Source organism: Aeromonas sp. QDB25 (assembly GCF_027707725.1).
GTDB lineage: Bacteria > Pseudomonadota > Gammaproteobacteria > Enterobacterales > Aeromonadaceae > Aeromonas > Aeromonas caviae.
The window spans coordinates 15,034-36,782 of record NZ_JAPCIZ010000005.1; the positions used below are offsets into that span (position 1 = coordinate 15,034).

The window sequence follows — 21,749 nt, forward strand, 5'->3', positions numbered from 1 at the left end:
CGTATCAACGGGTGATAGCGCTTGCTTAGCCGTGGGTATGGTCGCCACCGATGGCTTGATGCTGCTCTTTCATGGCGCGGATCCGGCTCGCCAGGGTGTAGAGACGGATGAAGCCTTCGGCATGGCTCTGGTCGTACACTTCGTCGGCACCGAAGGTGGCGAAGTCTTCGGAGTAGAGGCTGTTCGGCGACTTCTTCTGCACCGCGGTGACCTGACCCTTGTACATCTTCAGCACCACTTCACCGTCGAGCTCCTCGGCGATGGCGTTGGCGGAGGCGACGATGGCCTTGCACAGCGGGGTGAACCAGCGACCGTCATACACCAGGTGGGAGAACTCGGCGCCGAGTTTTTCCCGCCAGGCGCGGGTCGGTCTGTCCAGTACCAGCTCTTCCACGGCGCGCAGTGCGGCAACCATCACGGTACCACCCGGGGTCTCGTAGCAGCCACGGGACTTCATGCCCACCATCCGGTTCTCGGTGATGTCGATCCGGCCCACACCGTGCTTGCCGGCACGCTCGTTCAGGGTGGTCAGGATCTGGTGCGGGCTGAGCGGCTGGTCGTCAACGGCGACCACTTCGCCCTTGGCCACGGTCAGCTTGACGTATTCCGGCTCGTTCGGGGCATCCTCTGCAGAGACGGTCCACTGCCAGACGGCTTCGGACGGCTCGTTCCAGGTGCTCTCCAGCTCGCCACCCTCGGTGGAGATGTGCCAGGCGTTGGCGTCGCGGCTGTAGATCTTCTTCAGGGTCGCCTTGCAGGGGATGTTGCGGGATTCCAGATAGGCCAGCAGATCTTCCCGGGAACGCATGTCCCACAACCGCCAGGGGGCGATCACTTTCAGTTGGGGAGCCAGGGCAGCCACCGCACCTTCGAACCGCACCTGGTCGTTGCCCTTGCCGGTGCAACCGTGGGAGATGGCATCAGCCCCTTCCGCCAGGGCAGCCTCGACCATCGCCTTGGCGATCACCGGACGGGCCATGGAGGTACCCAGCAGGTAGGTGCCTTCATAGACGGCGCCGGTCTTCAGGGTCGGGTAGACGTACTCTTTGACGAACTCTTCCCGCAGATCCTTGACGATGCACTTGACCGCGCCGGAGGCGATGGCCTTCTGCTCGATACCTTCCAGATCGTCACGCTCCTGGCCCACGTCGGCGACGAAGGCGATGATTTCAGCGTCATAGTGCTCCTTCAGCCAGGGAATGATGGCCGAGGTATCCAGTCCGCCCGAGTAAGCCAGTACGATCTTGTTGATTCCGCTCATTTACTTCTCTCCGTGATGATTCGATAAAAAGGGGTGATTCCGGGTCGGTTGCCGGATTACTTCTGGCCCTGTCCGAACAGGGTCAGCAGCACGGCGTTCTGGATATGCATCCGGTTTTCTGCCTCATCCATGATGAGGGAGGCTGGGCCGTCCATGACCTCCGAGGTGATCTCCAGCTCCCGGTGCGCCGGCTGGCAGTGCAGCACATGCTGGATGCCGGTCCGATCGAGCAGGGCCTGGTTGATCTGATAAGGCATGAAGATATCTTTTACCTGCTCCATTGGTGTGTTGTCACCCATGGAAACCCAGGTATCGGTATAAACCACGTCAAAGCCTTCGATATCCGCGACATCATCGCTGATATGTATGGTCGCGCCAGATTGAGCTGCCAGCGCCTGGGCCTGCAGGAAGATCTGGGTATCCGGGCCATGACCTTTCGGGCAGACCAGGGTCACGTCGGTGCCGAGGGTCGCCCCCAGCAGCAGCAGGGAGTGGCTCACGTTGTTGCCATCGCCGAGATAGGCCAGCTTCACCTTGGACAGATCGCTGTAGTGCTCGCTGATGGTCATGAAATCCGCCAGCCCCTGGCAGGGGTGGTAGAGGTTGCACAGGCTGTTGACCACAGGCACCGAGCCGAACTCGGCCAGCTCGACCAGGGTCTGGTGATCGAACACCCGGGCGACGATGGCGTCACACCAGCGGGACAGGTTGCTGGCGAAATCCTTCACCGACTCCCGCTTGCCGAGCGCGCCGTTCTGCTGATCCAGATAGACGCTGTGACCACCCAGTTTGGCGATGCCGATGTCGAAGGTGACCCGGGTACGCAGGGAGGGCTTCTCGAACAGGGTGACCACGCTCTTGCCCGCCAGGGCCTGGCTGTATTTCTTCGGATCGGCCTTGACCGCTTTACCAAGCGCCAGCAGCGCCTCGATCTGGGCCTTGCTTAAATCACTGTCTTTCAGAAGATGTTGCATCGGATTGTCCTTTTCCCGGTGGAGATCAGAGGGTGACCTGGGTGCCGACCGCGCCGCCAGCCAGCAGCTTGAGCAGCTGATCCGGGTAGCGCCAGCTGGCGACACAGACCGGCTTGCCCAGGGTTTCGGCGGCGTGCAGGGCGGCTTTCACCTTGACGGCCATGCCGTCCGTGATAACGCCCTTCTCCATCAGGTCCAGCGCGCTCTGCTTGTCCAGTTGCGGCACCAGCTTGCCCTTGCCATCCAGAATGCCGCTCACATCCGACAGCATCACCAGATCGGCGCCCAGCGCTTCGGCGATGGCGGTGGCCGCCTGATCCGCATTGACGTTCATCATCTGTCCGTCGGCGGTGATGCCGATGGAGCTCACCACCGGCAGGAAGCCCTGCCCCAGGATGCCGGCCACCAGCGCCGGGTTGCCCGGTTTGCAGTCACCGACCGCACCGAGATCCGGATCGAGCTGGGTCACCTGGCACAGACCGCCGTCGGCGAGGCACAGACCCACAGCAGGAATGCCGGTGGAGATGGCCTTGGCCATCATCATCTTGTTGGCGGTCCCGGCCAGGGCACCGGCAATCACGGGGATCTGCTCGAACGGGGTCACCCGCAGGCCGTTCTTCTTGGTGGAGGTCATGCCCAGCCCCTTGAGCAGGTCGTCCACCAGGCAGCCACCACCGTGCACCAGCACCAGAGGACGGTGCTGATCATCCAGGAAGGTCTTCAGGGTGGCGAACAGGGCGGTCAGGGCCTCGTCGTTCTCGATCAGGGCACCACCCAACTTGATTACCAGCGTCTGCTTGTCCATCTTCTCGATCCTTTCTTAAAGCGTTAAATCAGGCCGGTGGCCGGTTCAAAACCAAACTTGATATTTATGCACTGCATGGCTTGCGAGGCGGCCCCCTTGAGCAGGTTGTCGATGGCAGAAACCACCACCAGCATGTTGCCCTGCTGCTGCCAGGCGATGTCGCAGTAGGGTGTGCTCGCCACGCCGCGGATGGAGGGCATCTGGCCGGTGAGGCGTACCAGGGGCTTGCCTTCGTAGGCCTTGAGGTAGGCCTGATCCACCTGGGTGTGCGTCACCCCTTCCGCCAGTTGCACATAGATGGTGGCCAGGATGCCCCGCACATAGTTGCCGAGGTGGGGCTGGAACAGCACCTCCTTGCCGAGGTGGTGGCTGATCTCCGGCTGGTGCCTGTGATTGAAGGTGCCGTAGGGATTGAGGCTCACTTCGCAGAAACTGGTGTTGATGGCGGCCTTGCGACCGGCCCCGGAGACGCCGGAAACCGCATTGATGATGGGCTGCCATCCCTGGGCAATCAGCCCGGCCTGTTGCAGCGGCTTGAGAGCGCACAGGGAGGCGGTCGGGTAACATCCCGGCACGGCAATCAGTTGGGCGGCCTTGACGGCATCGGCATTCCACTCGGCCAGACCGTAGGCGGCCTGCTCCAGCCACTGCTCATTCTCGTGGGTGAAGCCGTAGAAGGAGGAGTAGAACTGCTGATCGTTGACCCGGAAGGCACCGGAGAGATCGAACACCGGCAACCCCTTGGCCAGGAACTTGGGCGCGAGTTCCGCACTCACCTCGTGAGCAGTGGCCAGCACCACCAGATCGGCCTGGGTCAGGATCCGGGTCATGCCGTCTTCGTCCAGGGGCAGCAGCGGCTGATCCAGCTTGCCCACCCATTGGGGATGCAGGGAAGAGAAGCGCTTGTGGGCGTCCTGGCTGCCGGCGGAAACATAGAGGCCGAACAGCTCGAGTTGTGGATGGTTCTGGACCAGAGCGGCCAGTTCGGCCCCCGCGTAGCCACTGGCACCGACGATAACGGTCTTAAGCATGTTTGAGTATTCCAAGTCTGGGTTCGAAATTCACAGCATGGTGCTGCGGTGCAAGGGGTCGGCTATCGCCCCTTTGATGCAACGAGTGCGGAGGGGCAATTCAGGCGGATATGCGTCGTCGGTTACAGATCAGGTGACAGAACATTAACTTTCCCTTACAACTAGAGGCCTTGTCGATGAGCACTCGAACAGAATATTCATGCACTCACTTTGCATTTGTATTTTCTAACAGAAACACTCCGGGGACGCAAGGAGGAGCTGATGGCCAAACTGGATTTTTTTTCACTTTATAAGAATATTATTGCGATTCCCTCTATCAGCAGCACGGATACTCGCTGGGATCAGAGCAACGAGGCGGTGATCCGGCTGCTGGCCGACTGGTTCGGCCAGCTTGGATTCCAATGCGAGGTGACGGCCCTGCCGGATCTGCCGGGCAAGTTCAACCTGGTGGCGACCTATGGTCAGGGAGAAGGGGGGCTGCTGCTGGCGGGCCACACGGATACGGTTCCCTTCGATGAAGGAGCCTGGACCAAAGACCCCTTCAAGGTGACCGAAGAGGGCAACCGCCTGTACGGGCTCGGCACCATCGACATGAAGGGCTTCTTCGCCTTTATCGTGGAAGCGCTCAAGGAGGTCGACCTCAAGACCCTGAGCAAGCCGCTGCGCATCCTGGCCACCGCCGATGAAGAGACCACCATGGCTGGGGCCCGCGCCATCGCCGCCGCAGCCGAACTCAAACCCGACTACGCGGTGATCGGTGAACCCACCGGGCTGGTGCCCGTGGTGGCCCACAAGGGCCACATGTCGGAAGCCATTCGCATCACAGGCCGAAGCGGCCACAGTTCGGATCCCGCCAACGGCGTCAATGCCATGGAGATCATGCACAAGGCCATGGGTCAGGTGCTCAGGCTCCAGCAGGATCTGAAGGAGAAGTACGCGGATCACCGCTTCGCCGTGCCCCAGCCCACCCTGAACCTCGGCTACATCCAGGGGGGCGACAGCCCGAACCGCATCTGCGGCTGCTGCGAGCTTCACATCGACATGAGGCCCACCCCGCAGGTGGGTCCCGACGAGCTGATGGGCATGTTGAAAGAGGCGCTCTCCCCCATCGAGATCCACCAGCCCGGCTGCCTGCACCTGCAGCACCTGCACGAACCCATTCCGGCCTATGCCTGCCAGGATGATTCCGAGCTGGTGCGGGAGGCGGAAAAGGCGAGCGGCCGGGCCGCCGAGTCCGTGAACTATTGCACCGAAGCCCCCTTTATCCAGCAGCTGGGTTGCGAGACCATAGTGATGGGCCCAGGCCATATCACCCAGGCCCACCAGCCCGATGAATACCTGGATCTGTCGTTCGTCAAACCGACCACGGCGGTGCTGCAGCACCTGATCCGGCGCTTCTGCGTCTAGCCAAACAGGGATGTAAGTAAGTTACATGACAGGCGCCTTGGGACAGGTGAGGGAAATACATGTTCTGAATCGGCTTGTTATTTGACCTTGCGCAGACAATCTGGGTAGATTGTCCCCCTAAGATGACGGAGCATATGTTGTAATCGCACAACAATAAGTGAGGTCGCCTCCCGCCTGGAAGGTCAGGAGGCACCAACAAAATAAGGATGTGGAATGAACGAAAAGTACGCCGCACTACGGGCCAACGTAGGCATGTTGGGCCAACTGCTGGGTAAATCCATCAAGGATCATCAGGGGCAGGCCTTCCTCGACAAGATTGAGACCATTCGCCAACTGGCCAAGTCTTCCCGCAAGGGAAACGAGACAGACAGAGAGCGCCTGCTCGACACCCTGCGTACCCTCTCCGATGACGAACTGCTGCCCGTGGCCCGTGCCTTCAGCCAGTTCCTCAACCTGGCGAACGTGGCGGAGCAGTTCCACACCATCTCCCGTCGCTGCGAAGAGCAGGTCTGCACCCCGGACCCGCTGGAGCAGATGTTCGACAAGCTGAAAGCCTCCAACCTGTCCCAGGAGGCCATCATCCAGGCCGTGCGCGAGCTGGACATCGATCTGGTGCTGACCGCTCACCCCACCGAGGTGACCCGTCGTACCCTGATCCACAAGCACGTGCAGCTCAACGACTGCCTCGAGGCGCTGGAACTGTCCGATCTGCTGCCCCGCGAGCGGGACAAGATCCAGAGTCGCATCGAGCAACTGGTCAACCAGGCCTGGCACACCAACGAGATCCGCGAACAGCGCCCGACCCCGGTGGACGAAGCCAAGTGGGGCTTCGCCGTGGTGGAAAACAGCCTGTGGCCGGCCATCCCCGAATTCATGCGCAATCTGGACGAGCGCCTGCAACACCATCTGGGTGTGCGGCTGCCGCTGGACGCCGCGCCGGTCAAGTTCACCTCCTGGATGGGCGGTGACCGCGACGGCAACCCCTTCGTCACCGCCAAGGTGACCGCCGAAGTGCTGGAGCTGGGCCGCTGGATGGCGGTGAGCCTGTTCTACAAGGACATCAAGGAGCTTACCTCCGAGCTCTCCATGGCCGATTGCACCGACGCCGTGCGTGCCCGGGTCGGCGACAATCCCGAGCCCTATCGCGCCCTGGTGCGTGAGCTGCGCGAGCAGCTGCGCGAGACCCAGGAGTACCTGACCGCCAAGGTACAGGGCCAGGCGAGCGAGAGCCGGGATCTGGTCAAGAGCACCGCCCAGCTGCGCGAGCCCCTGGAGCTCTGCTACCACTCCCTGCACGCCTGCGGCATGGGCAATATCGCCGACGGCATGCTGCTGGACGTGCTGCGCAAGCTGGCCTGCTTCGGCATCCACCTGGTCAAGCTGGACATCCGTCAGGATGGCGAGCGTCACGGCCAGGTCTTCTCCGAGCTGACCCGCTACCTGGGTGTGGGCGACTACGCCGAGTGGAGCGAAGAGGACAAGCAGGCCTTCCTGCTGCGCGAGCTGAACTCCCGCCGCCCCCTCATCCCGAGCGACTGGGATCCCAGTGCCGAGACCCGCGAGACCATCGACACCTGTCGCGTCATCGCCCAGCACGACCCCGATGCGTTCGGCATCTACATCATCTCCATGGCCGGTGCCCCGTCCGATGTCTTGGCGGTCCAGCTGTTACTGAAGGAAGCTGGCTGCAAGTTCCGCATGCCGGTTGCCCCGCTGTTCGAGACCCAGGAAGACCTGATGGCGGGCACCGCCGTGATGGAACGCCTGCTGTCGGTGGACTGGTATCGCGGTTACATCCAGGGCCGTCAGTACGTGATGATCGGCTACTCCGACTCCGCCAAGGATGCGGGCATGATGGCCGCTGGCTGGGCCCAGTACGCCGCCATGGAATCCCTGGTGGCGCTGGCTGAAGCCAACAACATCCGCCTCACCCTGTTCCATGGCCGTGGCGGTACCGTCGGCCGTGGCGGCGCCCCCGCCCATCAGGCGATCCTCTCCCAACCCCCGGGATCCCTGCGCGGCGGCCTGCGGGTCACCGAACAGGGAGAGATGATCCGCTTCAAGTTCGGCCTGCCGAAGGTGGCCATCCAGAGCCTGAACCTCTACACCAGCGCCGTGCTGGAGGGGAACCTGCTGCCGCCGCCCAAGCCGAAAGAGAGCTGGCGCGCCGTGATGGAGCAGCTGGCGTCTGTCTCCTGCGATCACTACCGCAGTATCGTGCGCGGTCACCCGGACTTCGTGCCTTACTTCCGTGCCGCCACCCCGGAGATGGAGCTCGGCAAGCTGCCGCTCGGTTCCCGCCCAGCCAAGCGCAAGCCCAACGGCGGTGTCGAGAGCCTGCGCGCCATCCCCTGGATCTTCGCCTGGACCCAGAACCGGCTGATGCTGCCGGCCTGGCTCGGCGCCCACAAGGGATTGCAACAGGCCATCGACGACGGCCAGAAGAGCGTGCTGGACGAGATGAGCCGCCAGTGGCCCTTCTTCCGCACCCGTCTCGAAATGCTGGAGATGGTGTTCCTCAAGGCCGACCTCTGGCTGGCGGAATACTATGACACCCGCCTGGTGCCGGAGAACCTGTGGGCACTCGGCAAGCAGCTGCGTCAGGAGCTTGCCGACTCCATCGAGGTGGTGCTGAAACTGCGCCCGCAGGGCGACCTGCTGGACGATCAGCCCTGGATCAAGGAGTCCATCAAGCTGCGCAACCCCTACACCGACCCGCTCAACGTGCTGCAGGCCGAGCTGCTCAATCGCTCCCGCAACCACCCGGAGACCCTGCACCCCGAGCTGGATCAGGCGCTGATGGTCACCATCGCCGGCATCGCCGCCGGCATGCGCAACACCGGCTGATCCCGGACCGTTGCAAACAAGGGCGCCTCAGCGCCCTTTTTCGTCTCTGCCGGGCACGGGGATCCCGATATTCCCGCCAGAACAGCCCCCTCTAAGGGAAAAAAACATCCACAACAAACAGGGCGCCATGATGGTGCCCTGTTTTATTTTGCGATATAGCCTCTCATCAGGAGACCTGGTTGCGACCCCGACGTTTTGCCTCGTAAAGTCGCTGGTCCACGCACTGAAGCCAGTCATCCATGCGCCTGTAACTCATCTGATAGGGGGTGAGCCCCACGCTGATGGTGACGGTGATCGCCTGATGCTGGTACAGGAAGGTGTGCTGCTCCACCTGGTGCCGGATGCGCTCCATGATGGTGTGGGCCTCCTCCAGGGTCGTGCCCCGCAGCAGCAGGATGAACTCCTCCCCGCCAAATCGCGCCACCAGATCCTTGCTGCGCACCGCCTGCATCAGGAGCCCCGCCAGCGACGCCAGCACGGCATCCCCGGCAAGGTGTCCATATACATCATTGATTTGCTTGAAGAAGTCGATGTCTATCAAGGCCAGGCAGCAGGCCTCCCCTTCGGCGGGATGGTGCTGGACGTGATCCAGCAACACGTTGGCCTGCTGGAAAAAGCTGCTGCGGTTGGGCAGCTTGGTCAAGAAGTCGTGCTCGGCGTTGAAGCGCAGCACCCGCTCCATGCGGCTGCGCTCATCCTCCAGGTTGCGGGCGTGGATAAGGGTGCCAAGGGCCGTGGTGAGGGGCTCGAGCAGGCTGACATGGGTCTCGTCAAAGCCACCCGGGCGGTTGGCCAGGGCGATCATGCCGATCGCCTCTCCCTTGTGGCGGATGGGAATGCCGAGGAAGCTCTCCAGGTGCGGATGACCACGGGGGGAGACACCGCGACTGGCTGGATGGCTCGGCAGATCGTTGCAGCACACCAGGGTATTGTGGGTCACCACGTGCCCAAACAGGTTGTCGAGCTTGCTGAAGATGAGCCCGCCCCGGCTCTGGCGCTGCTGCTCATACCAGGCATGGGTCGCCTCGTCCCAGGAGACATTGGAGATGGAGGGGACATAGAGACTGGGGCGGCCATCCTCGTACTGAATGATGCCGATGAAACCATAGGAGCTTTCGCTCACGCTCAGCAGCCGCTCGAAGACGGTATCGCAGGCGGAGCCGAGATTGCGATCGAGCAGAAAACTCTGGTGCGCGGCCACCACGATGTCAAACAGCTGGCTCTGCTGCTCGACCCGCTGCTTGGCCATCACAGCCGAGGTAATGTCGTGCGCCAGCTTGACCACCCCCAGCAGGGTGCCGGCCTCGTCGCTCACGGGCATGTAGGTGGCATGGAGCCAGAGGGGGTTGCCACCTTGCCTGACCCGGCGAAACTCCCCCGACTGGATCTCGCCACCCAATACCCTCTGCCAGAAGAGATCATGCTCGGCCTGCAGATCCGGCGGCAAGAGCATGAGATGGGACTGGCCCACCAGCGCTTCGGGGGGATAACCCAGCATGTCGCAAAACAGGGGATTGACCGACACCATGCGACCATCGAGATCGAACTCGACCATGCCATAGGCCCGATCAAGGGCGGTCAGCCTGGCGAGGGTCTCATATCGATCCATCGCGTCGATATCGCGAGCGCAAAGTGCTGTGGTATTCATGGCTACGATTCCTTTCGATCGCCGGCGCATTGCATTGGAATGCGGGGACAAGTGCCCAAATCATAGGATCCGGCACCCGGTTACGCTAACACAGGCCCCGATTGGGTGTGAAGACTGGTTCTTGCCACATCCGGCTCCCGGGCGCAGACTGTCTGGCCTTGCCACGGTTCGAGGAGACCCCATGACACCCGCCATCAACTTGCTGAAAAAGCTCAAGATCCCCCACAGGCTCTACCCCTACGAGTGCGAAGCCCACGACGACTTCGGCAAGCATGCCGCTACCCAGCTGGGTCTGCCTGAGGCGCAGGTGTTCAAGACCCTGCTCGCCCATCACGACAAGCAGGCGGTGGTGGCCATCGTGCCCTCCTCGGGCATGTGCAGCCTCAAGCAGCTCGCCAAGGCCACCGGGCTCAAGAAGGTGGAGATGATGAAGCCGGCGGAAGCCGAAAAGCTGACCGGCTACAAGGTGGGCGGCATCAGTCCCCTGGCCCAGAAGAAGCTGCTGCCCACCGTGCTGGACGACTCCGCCATGGCCTTCGACGAGATCCTGGTGAGCGGTGGCAAGCGGGGGCTCTCGGTCGGCGTGGCCCCCGGGGACATGGTCCGGCTGATGAACTGGATTGCGGCCCCCATCGGCGATCACCACGACTGAGCAAACAAAAGAGGCGCCATGACTGGCGCCTCTTGCGTCTGGATGTCGGATCTGGCGCCTGTGTGCGAAGGATACCCAAAGCCCCGGCACCGGAAACCGCCCCGTCCCGGCGGGTGATCTGCCGCCCTCAACACGCCGCAGAGCGGCAGGCGGCGGTCAGTTCGGAGAGTCGGCGACGCTGACGCCCGGCATGGTCGAAGTTGCCGTCCTCCAGCCAGCGCTCGAAGCACCCTTTCAGGGCGGGCCACTCGCTGTCGATGACGGAGAACCAGGCCGTATCCCGGTTGTGTCCCTTGTCCACCCGCGCCTGACGGAAGGTCCCCTCATAGTGAAAGCCGAGGCGCAGGGCCGCCTGGCGCGAAGGCAGGTTCAGGGCATTGCACTTCCACTCGTAGCGCCGGTATCCCAGAGCAAAGGCATTGGCCATCATCAACACCATGGCCGCCGTCGCCAGCCGTGACTGCTGCATGGCGGGGGAGAAGTGCAGCCAGCCCACCTCGATGCTGCCCGCCAGGGGATCGATGCGCAGGTAGCTCGCCAGCCCCAGCGCCCGTCCGCTCCCCTCGTCGATGATGCCGTAGAACTGGGGATCCCGCTTGGTGGCGACCTCCCGCAGCCAGACCCCCATGGCGGTCTCGTCCGCGAAAGGGCCGCTGGTCAGGTAAGTCCACATGGCCCCGCTGTCGGCACTGAATGCCTGCCACAGATCCCCCAGGTGGCGCTCGGGATCAAGGGGCTCGAGACGACAGCCCCAGCCATGCAGTGCGCGGTGGGGAGGGAACTCGGCGCCGCGCCATTCTGGCAGCGCACGCCCCAGAGGCTGCCCAAAGTCGTTGAAAAGGGCGGCGCCGGACAGGGAGGCGTCGCCCCCCTCATTGCAACGTTCAACAGGCACAGGCAATTCCCCCTTCCAGCAGCACTCCGGGCTCGCTGCCCGTGGCGACGGCGAAACCGTCCTGACGCCACCAGTGCAGGCCCCCTATCAACTCCTTGACCTCAAACCCGAGGGACGCCAGCTTGTAGGCCCCCTGGGTCGAACCGTTGCAGCCGATGCCGTCGCAATAGCAGACATACACCAGGTTCCGGTCCAGTACCGCCGTGGTCGACGCCGTCATGGTCCTGTGGGGGAAGGAGATGGCGCCGGGAATGTGCCCCTCGGCATAGTGTTCGGGGGAGCGGGTATCGATGACCACGATGCCCGCCACCCCGGCCAGCAGATCGGCGGCCAGATCCGCCGGATCGGTACGAAACTTCAGCTGGGCCTCGAAAAAGGCGCTGGCTTCGGCGGCCCCTGCCACCCCTGTGCTCAATACATGACTCATCCTGAACGCTCCTGATGACTAGATGACGATCTCTGTGGTGACGACGGTGTTGACCGAGTTGGCGATGAAGCACTCCTCATGGGCCTGGTGGTGCAACTGCTCCAGATCGGCCAGGGCGGGCTCCTGCTCTCCCCCGAAGATCACCCTGGGACGCAGGGTGACCCGGGTCATGGCGAGGCGATCTTGCCCGTTTTTCGCCATGATGCCGACCGCTTCGTCCCGGTAGCTCTCTACCCGATAGCCCGCCTTCGCCGCCAGCCAGAGAAAGGTGAGCATGTGGCAACTGGAGAGGGCCGCCACAAACGCCTCTTCCGGGTCCACATGTTCCGCCACCGAGTAAGGCAGCGGCACCACATGGGGAGAGGAGGAGGCCGGCACCCTGACCCCGCCATCAAACGCCCACTCATGGGCCCGGCTGTAACGCTGATCGACGAAGGGCTCGTGCTCCCCCCGCTGCCAACTGATGGTGGCACTGTATTCCGACATGCAGACTCCTTGTGTTGCCAATCCGTGCCGCCCGCTGGCGCCACCCTGTGACCACCAATGTAGCGACAAAATGGCCTTGCCACGCCGACCAATTTTGCCAATATGGGCAGACCAATTTCATCGAGCCGCCACCATGACCATCCACCCCACCCGCTCTGCCCGTCGGTCGCCAGCCCCACTGCCGCGCCATGCCCTGCGGGCAGGCTCCCTGCCTCGAAAGAGGCGCAACCCCCGAGCCAACGGGAGCACACCATGACCGTTCTGCCAACGCTCTTCGCCAGCCAGCAGCAAGGGGATCTGCCCCTGCACGAACAACTGGTGCGTACCCTGCGCGAGGCCATCCTGGCGGGCCACCTGCCCCTGCACAGCCGCCTGCCCGCCAGCCGTCTCCTGGCCCGGGATCTCGGTATCTCCCGCAGCACGGTGGAACTGGCCTATGGCCGGCTCGAGGCGGAGGGGTATCTGGTGCGCAAGGTGGGCGCCGGCAGCTTTGTCGCCCTGGCGGCGGTGCGCCCCGCGCCGCGCCCGCCCCAGTCAGCGGCGGGCCTCTCCCGTCGCGGTCAGGAGATGGCCCTGGGTGGCGCCTGTCACGACGTGCCCGAGGTGGGCACCACCTTTGCTTCCAGCCAGCCGGATCCCCGTCTCTTCCCCCAGGCACTCTGGGGTCGGCTGATGCAGCAACAGTGGCGCCAGCGCGCCAGCGACTGGATGAACTACGGGGATCCCCAGGGGCTTGGGGAACTTCGCGCCGCCATCAGCAGCTATCTGGTGCAGTCACGCGGCGTGGTGTGCGAGCCGGATCAGATCCTGATCCTCACCAGCTCCCAGCAGGGGATCCTGCTGGCGACCCAGTTGCTCATCGATGCCGGTGACACCGTCTGGGTGGAAGACCCCGGTTATCCCGGGGCTCGCACCGCCATGGAGAGCGCCGGTGCCCGGGTGCATCCGGTGCCGGTGGATGAAGAGGGGCTCAACCCTCATGGGGATCATCCTGCGCCGCGCCTCATCTATTGCACCCCGGCACACCAGTACCCCCTTGGCGTCCCCATGAGCCTGCCCCGCCGCATGGCGCTGCTGGCCGAGGCAGAGCGTCACGGCGCCTGGATCCTGGAGGACGATTACGACGGGGAGTACCAGTATGATCAGCGTCCCCTGCCCGCCCTGCAGGGGCTCGACGGCCAGGGGCGGGTGATCTATGTGGGCACCTTCAGCAAGGTGCTGTTCGGCTCGCTGCGCCTCGCCTACCTGGTGCTGCCCAGGCCGCTGATGGACTCCTTCTGCCGCGCCCGGGCCGCCGTCGACGGCCACAGCAACCAGTTGCTGCAAGCGGTCACGGCAGACTTCATCCGGGGCGGGCACTTCGCCACCCACCTGCGCCAGAGCCGCCTCCTCTACCAGAGCAGACGGGATCTGCTGCTGGCGGAACTGGCCGAGTACTGCCCGGGGCTCACCCCCATCCACAGCGGCGCCGGCCTGCAGTGCGCCGTGCTGCTGCCCCCCGGTGGCGAGGCGCGCTGGACCGATGCCGCCAACGCCTGCGGGCAGGGGCTGCGTCATCTGGGCCAGTTCTACCTGGGCCCGCCGACGCTGGAGGGGTGGCTGCTCGGCTTTGGCTGCCTCGACAACCAGACGCTGCGCCAGCTATGTCGTCGCCTGGGTCTCTTGATGAAATCCGCATGACCCCCTTCTCAAGAGGTCAGATCTGCCAGAACCTGATAGCGCTGTGTCGACGGGAGTGGCCCGTCTATACTGGGCACAATCCCGTTGCCGAACCCGGTCAAGATGCATCGAACCCTGCTCCTTTTGCTCCTCCTTTCCCTCCCGTCCCTCACGATGGCGGCCACCCGCTTCACCCTGATCACCGGGGAAACCCAACAGGATGTCCGCATGAATTATTACCGGGCGGCGATGAGGCTGGCGCTGGAGAAAACACGGCCCGATTACGGCGACTATGAACTGCTCGACGCCATCAGGATGAACAAGGCGAGGATGCGGCTCGAAGTGCAAACACCGGGCAAGAATGCCCTCTTCATCGTCGACAGCTGGCCCCAGGAGATCCCTCAACCCGGCGTCACCCTGGTCCCCTTCCCCATCGATCTGGGCGTGCTCGGCTACCGGGTCTGTTTTGTCGGCAGCGCCCGTGCCCAGGCCCTGGCCGGGGTTCACACCCTGTCCCAGTTGCAGCAGTTCACGCAAGGGGTGGGCACAGGCTGGCGGGATGCCGACATCCTGCGCTACAACGGCTTCAGAGTGCAGGAGGTGGATAACTATGAGTCACTGTTTCGCCTGGTGGCCCGTGGCCGGATCGATCTCTTCTGCCGTGGTGCCAACGAGATATTGAGCGAGTGGAAAAACCACAGACCCGGCCTGCCGGGGCTGACCGTGGATAGCCATGTCGCCCTCTTCTATCCGCTCATCCACTCCCTCTATAGCCACGCCACCTACAGCAAGGAGCGCGAGCGCCTTTTGCGCGGCCTGCAACTGGCCTGGAAAGATGGCTCCCTGCAGCGCCTCTGGCGCCATCATTTCCAGCCTTCCCTGGTCTTTGCCCGGCTCGATTCACGCCAGATCTTCCGGCTGACCAACCCGCAGTTGCCCGACGAGAGCACCGACTACCGCTCCTATCTCTATGACCCGATGAGGGATGACTTTGGCATCGCTCCCTGACTGGCTCGCCGGTTCTCCCCTGTCAGGCAGGCTCCCCTTGCGCACTCTCTGCCTGGCGCTGCTGCTCTGGTTGCTGCCGACCTGCGTCATAGCCGCCCCCGGCAGCATTCGTGCCTGCATGGAGAACAGTGATTCGCCTCCCTGGTTGCTGATGTCCGGCGAGGGGATAGTGCAGTTCCACCTCAAGGAGGTGGCAAACCGGATCGGGCACCCCATCATTCTCACCCCCCTTCCCTGGAAACGCTGCCTCTCCCTCGTCAGCCAGGGCCAGCTCGATGCCGCCGTCAAGCTGAGCTACAGCGAAGAGCGTGCTCGCACCATAGGGGTCTATCCCATGCGACACGGGGCACCTGATCCCGCCAAGCGCCTGCTCACCGAGAGCTACAGCCTCTACCAGCCAAAAGGCGGACAGGTTCGCTGGGATGGCCGCCAGCTCGTCGCCCATGGCGTCATTGCGGCGCAGTCCGGTTTCTCCATCGTCGCCCAGCTGCAGGAGAGCGGTGTCAGGGTGGATGACTCCAGCAGGGAGCCACTGATCCTGCTCAAGAAGGTCGCGATGCAGCGCGCCGTTGCCGCCGCCCTGCAAACCGGGGTCGCAGAACGGACCCTGGCCGCCCACCCGCAGCTGCAGGCCACACTCGAGCGGATCACCCCTCCCCTGGTCGAAAAACCCTACTACCTCATCTTCTCCCACCCCTTCCATCAAGCCCACCCCGATCTCAGCCAACAGGTGTGGGACGAGATTGAGGAGGTGCGACACTCCGCAGCCTATGCCCGCTTCGTCACAGGCATGGCGTCACCGGGGACCCCCTAACCCCAGCCCCCCCTCCCTCAGCCCTGCTCGCGGCACAGGGCAAGCCAGGCCTCGGCGGTGCGGGAGAGGTAGCGATCCCCTGGCCAGATCACCCCGAGCCGCCAGCTCAGCGCCGGGGCCAGAGGGCGCAACACCAGCCCATCCGGCGTCAGCCGCCGACAGATGGGCTCCGGCAGGAAAGCGACCCCCATGCCGCTTCGCACCATGGCAGTGAGAAAGTCCCACTGGCTGCTGCGGGCCGCCACCTGAGGCACGAACCCGGCTTGCTCGCAGGCCTGCTCCAGCCGCTCGCTCAGGGTGAAGGCCTGGGTATAGAGCAGGAAGGGTTCGTCCCGCAGAGCCTCCAGCCGGATCTCGCCCCCCTCGCGCCAGCGGGGCAGGTCCGGCAGCACCACCCGGATGGGGTAACTGTCCAGATCCAGGGCGCAGAGGGCCCCCTCTTCCCTGGTCGGCAGCATGGTGATGGCGAGATCCAGCTCCCCCGCCAGCACCGCCTGCTCGATGCGCCGCCCGCCATATTCGACGATGGAGAGCTCCACACCGGGGTAGCGGCTGCGATAGGTACGAATGAGATCCGCATAGACATGGCCCACCATGGGCGGGATGCCAAGGGCAAGACGCCCGGATTGCAGGCTCTGCAGATCCGCCAGCTCCGCCTCCAGCTGCTGCATCTCCGCCAGGATGGTCTGGGCCCGATTGAACAGCACCTGGCCGCTGTCGGTCAGGGTGAAGCGGCGGCCGACCCGGCTCAGCAGGGGCTGGCCCAGCTCCTCTTCCATGTTGCGGATCATTTTGCTGATGGTGGGCTGGGTGACGAACAGCTTCTCGGAGGCGCGGGTGAAGCTCTGCTCCCGCACCAACTCGACGAAGTAACGCAGGGCTCGAATATCCATGATGCTCTCTTGACGGGGATGGCTGGCTAAATCATGCCTCTTTGGCATGATTTTGATAATTTAAATTCATTTTTTGCAGGTTTGGTCCCTCTCTATACTGTGAGCAGGTTCACAGAAAGACGCTTGCCATGAAAACCCTCTGCCTTCGCTGGTTGCAAACCCCCTTCCAAATTGCCCTGCTGGCGGCCATCTGGTTGCTGGCCGACATCGCAGTGCGCACCTTGCACCTGCCCCTGCCCGCCAACCTCACCGGCATGTTGCTGCTGCTGGTCTGCATCCTGCTCGGAGTGGTCAAAGCCCAGTGGTTCAGTGCCGGGGCCCGCTGGCTGCTGGCGGAGATGCTGCTCTTCTTCGTCCCCGCCGTGGTGGCCGTGGTCAACTATCAGGAGCTGCTGCTGCAGGAGGGGTGGCGCATCATGGTGGTCCTGATCGTCAGCACCGTGCTGGTGCTCGGCACCACGGCGCTGGTGGTGGACAGGGTCTATCGCCTCGAGCTGAAGCTGGCCCGCCGGAGTCGCCGCCATGTCTGACACCCTGCTCGGCCTGCTCTGCTTCGCCCTGACCCTGCTCTTCTACTACGCCAGCAAGTGGCTCTATGGCAAAAAGCGCATCCTGCCCCTGATGCCGCTGCTGCTGGCCCCCACCCTGCTGGTGGCCGTGGTGATGTTGTTCCACATTCCCTACCGGGACTACATGGCCGAATCCCACTGGCTGCTCTGGCTGCTGGGCCCTGCCACCGTCGCCTTCGCGGTGCCCGTCTACGAGAATCGCCAGCTGATGCGCCGCCACTGGCTCTCCCTCTCGGTCGGGGTCGTGGCGTCCGTGGTGATGGCGGTGGGCAGCACAGTGCTGCTGGCCCGCTGGCTCAACCTCTCCGAGCTGTTGCAGCGCAGCATGGCCATGAGATCCATCACCACCCCCTTCGCGGTGGAGGCGACCCGTTCCGTGGGTGGCAACGCCGATCTCACCGCCCTGTTCGTGGTGCTGACCGGCGTCATCGGCATGGCGGTGGGAGAAAGCGTGCTCACCGTGCTCGCCATCCGCAGCCGCCTCGGCAAAGGCGCGGGCTTTGGTGCCTCGGCCCACGGGGCCGGGACAGCCAGGGCCTATCAGATGGGCAACGAGGAGGGGGTGGTCTCCAGCATGGTAATGATGATAGCCGGCATGGCCACTGTGCTGCTCGCCCCCCTCCTGGGCCAGCTGTTCTGGTAACTCCGCCACCCGATAACAGAAGAGGCGCCCTGGGGCGCCTCTTCTCATTGCATCGTGTCACGCAGCCTCAGAGGCTGGCGCAGATCTGCCACAGATCGTACTGGATGGCGGCGGCCGTCACTTCCCGGCCCGCTCCCGGCCCCTGGATCACCAGGGGGTTGGTGCGATAGCTGTCGCTCTCGATGGCGAACACGTTGTCGCAGGGCAAGAGGTTGGCAAACGGGTGATGGGGCTCCAGCGCCTCCAGCCCGACGCGGGCCTTGCCGTCGTGCTCGAAGCGGGCGACATAACGCAGCACCTTGCCGACCCGGCGCGCCCCCTCGAAGGCGGTCTGGATAGGGTCATCCAGCTCCTTGAGCCTGTCCATGAACTGATCCGCACCCACCTTGCGCAGGGCCACCGGCACCAGGTTCTCCAGCTCGATGTCGGCGGAGTCGAGTTCGAAGCCCGCCTCCCGCGCCAGGATGAGCAGCTTGCGCCGCACATCCTGACCGGAGAGATCCTCCCGGGGATCCGGCTCGGTCAGGCCGTGTTGCCACGCCTCGTCCACCAGTTCGGAGAAGGGGCGAGTGCCGTCATACTGCTGGAACAGCCAGGAGAGGGTGCCGGAGAAGATGCCGGAGACCCCCTGGATGCGGTCACCGCTCTGGCGCAGCATCTGGATGCTGGACTGGATGGGCAGCCCGGCCCCCACGGTGGCGTTGTAGCGCCACTGCACCTGGTGGTCGCGACAGGTCTGCTTGATGCGCTGGTAAAACTCGCTGTCGGCGGCACCGGCAAACTTGTTGGCGGCGATGATGTGGATGCCGAGCTGGGCAAAGTCCGGGTAGTAGCGGCTCACCGTCTCGCTGGCGGTCATGTCGAGCGCGATCAGGGAGTCAAAACTGTGCTGCTCCAGCTGGGAGAGCAGCTCCGGCCAGATGAGCGGCTTGGGATGGAAGTTGTCCTGTAACTTGAGGGGATCCAGCCCCTCTTCGTCCAGCAGCCCGCCCTTGGAGTCGAAGACCCCGTAGAGGGTGAGCGCCAGATTGAGCTCATGCTCGAGGCGCGCCTTCTCGCGGGCGTAGAGCCCCAGCCAGTGACCGCCGATATTGCCCTTGCCGAACACCACCAGCCCGACCCGGGTCGGGCGGCTGAACAGGGCACTGTGCAGAGCGATGAGCAGCGGCTCCAGCACGATCTGGCGCAGCACGGCCACCAGGCTCAGGCCGTCTTTGGCCACCTGCACGAACTCCAGAGGCTGATCCGCCAGCAGCTGGTAGAAGCGGTGGCACTGCTCGGCATTGTCGGTGACGCCGGCCCCCACCAGGGCGACCAGGCTGAACCCCTCCTTCTGGATGAGGCCGGTAAAGTTGCCCTGCAACTGGAAGTCACGGAGCACCTCGAAGGCCCCTTGTGCCACCTCCAGGGTGTAGGCAAGACGCAGCACCCGCCGATCCGGCTGGCGCTGCAGGGTGAGCGGATGGAGGCGATGGCGGGCCAGATGGGCCTCGATGGCCGCCACTGTCTGCTCAAAGTCAGTCTGCGGCAGCACCTTGAGCTCGATGAGGGCTATCTGATCCACCGAGGAGACGATGCGGGCACCGCCGGAGCGGGGCGCACGGCGCAGGATGTGGGTGCAGCCTTCGTCCGGATTGTAGCTGCAGCGCAGGGTGAGGCGCTGACGGCTGTCGGCCACCGGCTGCAGGGTACGCGAATGCAGAACCGAGGAGCCCAGGCGCGCCAGCTCGTTGGCCTCGGCCAGGCTCAGGCGCTCCAGCAGACGCGCCTCTTTCACCCGGCGCGGGTCGGCACTGTAGACCCCGGCCACGTCGCTCCAGATGGTGGTGGACTCCCCGTCCGCCAGCGCCGCCAGGAGGCTGGCACTGTAGTCGGAGCCGTTGCGCCCCAGCAGCAGGGAACGCCCCTCCATGTCGGCGGCGATGAAGCCGGTCACCACGATGCGACCGGCGTGCTCGGCCAGGCGGGCCTTGAGCAGCTCGCTGGAGAGGGCGGTATCCACCTTGATGAGGGCGCCGTCTTCTGCGCGCAGGAAACTGCGAGCATCGAGCCATGCGGCCACCTCACCCCGGCTGGTGAGCAGGGCAGCCAGCAGGCGGGCGGACCACACCTCGCCAAAGGCGAGCAGGCCGTTGCGCTCGAAGCGGTCAAACTGCCCCTCCAGGGTCTTGGCGATCAGCTGCATGTCGTCCGTCAGTTGCTGGCTCAGATCGAGGTGAAGCTCCCCTTCCAGCAGGCCGTCGATCAGGCTCTGCTGATAGGCGTGCAGGGCGGTGATGGCTTCGCCTGCGGCCTCATCCCCCGCTTCCGCCAGCTCCACCAGCTGGATCAGCCGGTTGGTGGTCTTGCCCGCGGCGGAGACCACCACCAGCTCGTTGCCCCCCACCTGTTGCTCGACGATGCTGGCGACCCGGCGATAACAGACCGGATCCGCCAGGCTGCTGCCGCCGAACTTGTGTACATGGCGCCGCTTGAAGACTGCCTCTGTTGCCACCACACACTCTCCTTGTTGTTGTTCCATTACTTCACCTGCTCTGCCTGTTGTGCCAACTGCGCCTGTTCAAACCCCTGGGCCAGATCGGCCACCAGATCCTCACCGTGTTCGATCCCCACCGACAGGCGCAGCAACTGGGCACTGATACCCGCCGCCTGCTGGGCCGCAGGGGTCATGGCCCTGTGGGTCATGCTGGCCGGATGGGCCACCAGACTCTCCACACCGCCGAGGGACTCCGCCACCGAGAAGAGGCGCAGCCCCGCGAGGAAGGCACGCAGCCCCGTCTCGTTGCAATCGAGCTCAAAACTTAGCATGGCGCCAAAGCCGGACTGTTGACGGCGCGCAATGTCGTGGCCCGGATGGCTCGGCAGGCTGGGGTGATAGATACGCTTGACCAGCGGCTGCTGCTGCAAGAAGGCGAGGATGCGATCCGTGTTCTCCTGATGGGTGCGCAGGCGCGGGGCCAGGGTGCGCAGGCCCCGCAGGGTGAGGTAGGAGTCAAAGGCACCGGAGGTGAGCCCCAGGCAGTTGGCCCACCACACCAGGGAGTCGGCCAGAGCCTTATCCTTGGCGATCGCCACACCCCCTACCACGTCGGAGTGGCCGTTGATGTACTTGGTGGTGGAGTGGACCACCACGTCGGCACCAAGGGCCAGGGGCTGTTGCAGCAAGGGGGAGAGGAAGGTGTTGTCCACCACCACCTGGGCCCCCACCCCGTGGGAGGCCTCGGCGATGGCGGCGATGTCCACCACCCGCAGCAGCGGGTTGGAGGGGGTCTCCACCCACACCAGTGCGGGTTTCTGGGCCAGCGCGGCAGCCAGCGCCACCTCGTCTCCCTGATCCACGAACTGCACCTGGTAGTGGCCCTTGGCCGCCAGATACTCGAACAGACGCCAGGTACCGCCGTAGCAGTCGTGGGGGGCGATCAGCAGATCCCCCGCCTTGAGCAGAGCCGTGGTCACCAGGTGAACGGCCCCCATGCCGGTGCCGGTCACCACGGCGCCGGCCCCCCCTTCCAGGGCCGCCAGGGCGTCCGCCAGATTGGTGCGGGTCGGGTTGCCGGAACGGGCATAGTCGTATTGACGGGGCTCGCCAAAGTCGGCAAAGGTGTAGTTGCTGGAGAGGTAGATGGGGGGCACCACGGCACCGTGCTGCATGTCTGTCTCAATCCCGGTGCGTACCGCCAGGGTGGCCTTGTGGGTCATGTCACTCTCCTTGATGGGTTGCCGGAGCCGG

19 protein-coding genes are annotated in these 21,749 nt (G+C 64.2%); 8 read left to right on the forward strand and 11 right to left on the reverse strand.

The genetic code is table 11. The features are described from left to right. Window positions 1–25 precede the first annotated feature (25 nt). The 4 genes from PG883_RS02835 to argC are packed head-to-tail and all read right to left on the reverse strand — an operon-like array spanning window position 26 to window position 4,071. Entirely contained in the window at window positions 26–1,261 is a 1,236-nt protein-coding gene (locus PG883_RS02835) for an argininosuccinate synthase (RefSeq protein WP_270806941.1), read from the reverse strand. A 56-nt stretch (window positions 1,262–1,317) separates the two neighbouring features. Next, entirely contained in the window at window positions 1,318–2,235 is a 918-nt protein-coding gene (locus PG883_RS02840; protein ID WP_010675688.1) for an ornithine carbamoyltransferase, read from the reverse strand. Between the two features lie 25 nt (window positions 2,236–2,260). Next, window positions 2,261–3,040 carry an acetylglutamate kinase gene (gene argB / locus PG883_RS02845; protein ID WP_010675689.1) on the reverse strand — a complete coding sequence of 260 codons (780 nt, stop codon included), beginning with the start codon at window positions 3,038–3,040 and terminating at the stop codon, window positions 2,261–2,263. A 23-nt stretch (window positions 3,041–3,063) separates the two neighbouring features. Then, on the reverse strand, window positions 3,064–4,071 hold the full coding sequence (argC, locus tag PG883_RS02850) for an N-acetyl-gamma-glutamyl-phosphate reductase (protein WP_042864921.1): 1,008 nt from the start codon (window positions 4,069–4,071) through the stop codon (window positions 3,064–3,066). Window positions 4,072–4,332: 261 nt separating this feature from the next. On the opposite strand from argC, the gene argE reads away from it, so the two are divergent. After that, the gene (gene argE / locus PG883_RS02855) at window positions 4,333–5,478 is read left to right on the forward strand and encodes an acetylornithine deacetylase (RefSeq protein ID WP_039040568.1); all 1,146 of its coding nucleotides are present in this window, start codon (window positions 4,333–4,335) and stop codon (window positions 5,476–5,478) included. Between the two features lie 213 nt (window positions 5,479–5,691). Further along, the gene (ppc, locus tag PG883_RS02860; RefSeq protein ID WP_069651917.1) at window positions 5,692–8,325 is read left to right on the forward strand and encodes a phosphoenolpyruvate carboxylase; all 2,634 of its coding nucleotides are present in this window, start codon (window positions 5,692–5,694) and stop codon (window positions 8,323–8,325) included. Between the two features lie 166 nt (window positions 8,326–8,491). On the opposite strand, the gene PG883_RS02865 is transcribed toward ppc, so the two are convergent. After that, window positions 8,492–9,973, reverse strand: a complete 1,482-nt coding sequence (locus PG883_RS02865; RefSeq protein ID WP_270806942.1) for a GGDEF domain-containing protein — start codon at window positions 9,971–9,973, stop codon at window positions 8,492–8,494. A gap of 181 nt (window positions 9,974–10,154) precedes the next feature. Here PG883_RS02865 and ybaK point away from each other — a divergent pair, with 181 nt between their 5' ends. Beyond that, complete coding sequence (gene ybaK, locus PG883_RS02870) at window positions 10,155–10,625, forward strand: Cys-tRNA(Pro) deacylase (protein WP_010675694.1); 471 nt, start codon at window positions 10,155–10,157, stop codon at window positions 10,623–10,625. Between the two features lie 127 nt (window positions 10,626–10,752). Here the strand turns inward: ybaK and PG883_RS02875 are convergent, their stop codons facing one another. The 3 genes from PG883_RS02875 to PG883_RS02885 are packed head-to-tail and all read right to left on the reverse strand — an operon-like array spanning window position 10,753 to window position 12,433. Then, on the reverse strand, window positions 10,753–11,520 hold the full coding sequence (locus tag PG883_RS02875; protein WP_223914999.1) for a GNAT family N-acetyltransferase: 768 nt from the start codon (window positions 11,518–11,520) through the stop codon (window positions 10,753–10,755). Further along, window positions 11,510–11,947 carry a rhodanese-like domain-containing protein gene (locus PG883_RS02880; RefSeq protein WP_268452227.1) on the reverse strand — a complete coding sequence of 146 codons (438 nt, stop codon included), beginning with the start codon at window positions 11,945–11,947 and terminating at the stop codon, window positions 11,510–11,512. The genes PG883_RS02875 and PG883_RS02880 overlap by 11 nt, the downstream gene beginning before the upstream one ends. Before the next feature lie 18 nt (window positions 11,948–11,965). Next, the gene (locus PG883_RS02885) at window positions 11,966–12,433 is read right to left on the reverse strand and encodes an OsmC family protein (RefSeq protein WP_268452225.1); all 468 of its coding nucleotides are present in this window, start codon (window positions 12,431–12,433) and stop codon (window positions 11,966–11,968) included. Window positions 12,434–12,685: 252 nt separating this feature from the next. Here PG883_RS02885 and pdxR point away from each other — a divergent pair, with 252 nt between their 5' ends. The 3 genes from pdxR (at window position 12,686) to PG883_RS02900 (ending at window position 15,914) form a co-directional block, all read left to right on the forward strand. Continuing rightward, window positions 12,686–14,113 carry a MocR-like pyridoxine biosynthesis transcription factor PdxR gene (gene pdxR, locus PG883_RS02890; RefSeq protein ID WP_268452223.1) on the forward strand — a complete coding sequence of 476 codons (1,428 nt, stop codon included), beginning with the start codon at window positions 12,686–12,688 and terminating at the stop codon, window positions 14,111–14,113. A gap of 153 nt (window positions 14,114–14,266) precedes the next feature. Continuing rightward, the gene (locus PG883_RS02895) at window positions 14,267–15,100 is read left to right on the forward strand and encodes a hypothetical protein (RefSeq protein ID WP_080944108.1); all 834 of its coding nucleotides are present in this window, start codon (window positions 14,267–14,269) and stop codon (window positions 15,098–15,100) included. Continuing rightward, the gene (locus PG883_RS02900) at window positions 15,084–15,914 is read left to right on the forward strand and encodes a substrate-binding periplasmic protein (protein ID WP_268452221.1); all 831 of its coding nucleotides are present in this window, start codon (window positions 15,084–15,086) and stop codon (window positions 15,912–15,914) included. The genes PG883_RS02895 and PG883_RS02900 overlap by 17 nt, the downstream gene beginning before the upstream one ends. 17 nt (window positions 15,915–15,931) lie before the next feature. On the opposite strand, the gene PG883_RS02905 is transcribed toward PG883_RS02900, so the two are convergent. Continuing rightward, window positions 15,932–16,807: a LysR family transcriptional regulator gene (locus PG883_RS02905; RefSeq protein WP_039040573.1), complete on the reverse strand. Its 876-nt coding sequence runs from the start codon at window positions 16,805–16,807 to the stop codon at window positions 15,932–15,934. Between the two features lie 128 nt (window positions 16,808–16,935). Here PG883_RS02905 and PG883_RS02910 point away from each other — a divergent pair, with 128 nt between their 5' ends. Further along, window positions 16,936–17,337, forward strand: coding sequence for a CidA/LrgA family protein (locus tag PG883_RS02910; RefSeq protein WP_039040574.1), 402 nt, complete (start codon window positions 16,936–16,938; stop codon window positions 17,335–17,337). After that, a complete protein-coding gene (locus PG883_RS02915) occupies window positions 17,330–18,019 on the forward strand; it encodes an LrgB family protein (RefSeq protein WP_270806943.1) in 690 nt (229 codons plus the stop codon). Before PG883_RS02910 ends, PG883_RS02915 begins: the two co-directional genes overlap by 8 nt. Before the next feature lie 67 nt (window positions 18,020–18,086). On the opposite strand, the gene PG883_RS02920 is transcribed toward PG883_RS02915, so the two are convergent. Continuing rightward, on the reverse strand, window positions 18,087–20,540 hold the full coding sequence (locus PG883_RS02920) for a bifunctional aspartate kinase/homoserine dehydrogenase II (protein ID WP_270806944.1): 2,454 nt from the start codon (window positions 20,538–20,540) through the stop codon (window positions 18,087–18,089). Continuing rightward, window positions 20,540–21,718, reverse strand: coding sequence for a cystathionine gamma-synthase (gene metB / locus PG883_RS02925; RefSeq protein ID WP_270806945.1), 1,179 nt, complete (start codon window positions 21,716–21,718; stop codon window positions 20,540–20,542). The genes PG883_RS02920 and metB overlap by 1 nt, the downstream gene beginning before the upstream one ends. Window positions 21,719–21,749 lie beyond the last annotated feature (31 nt).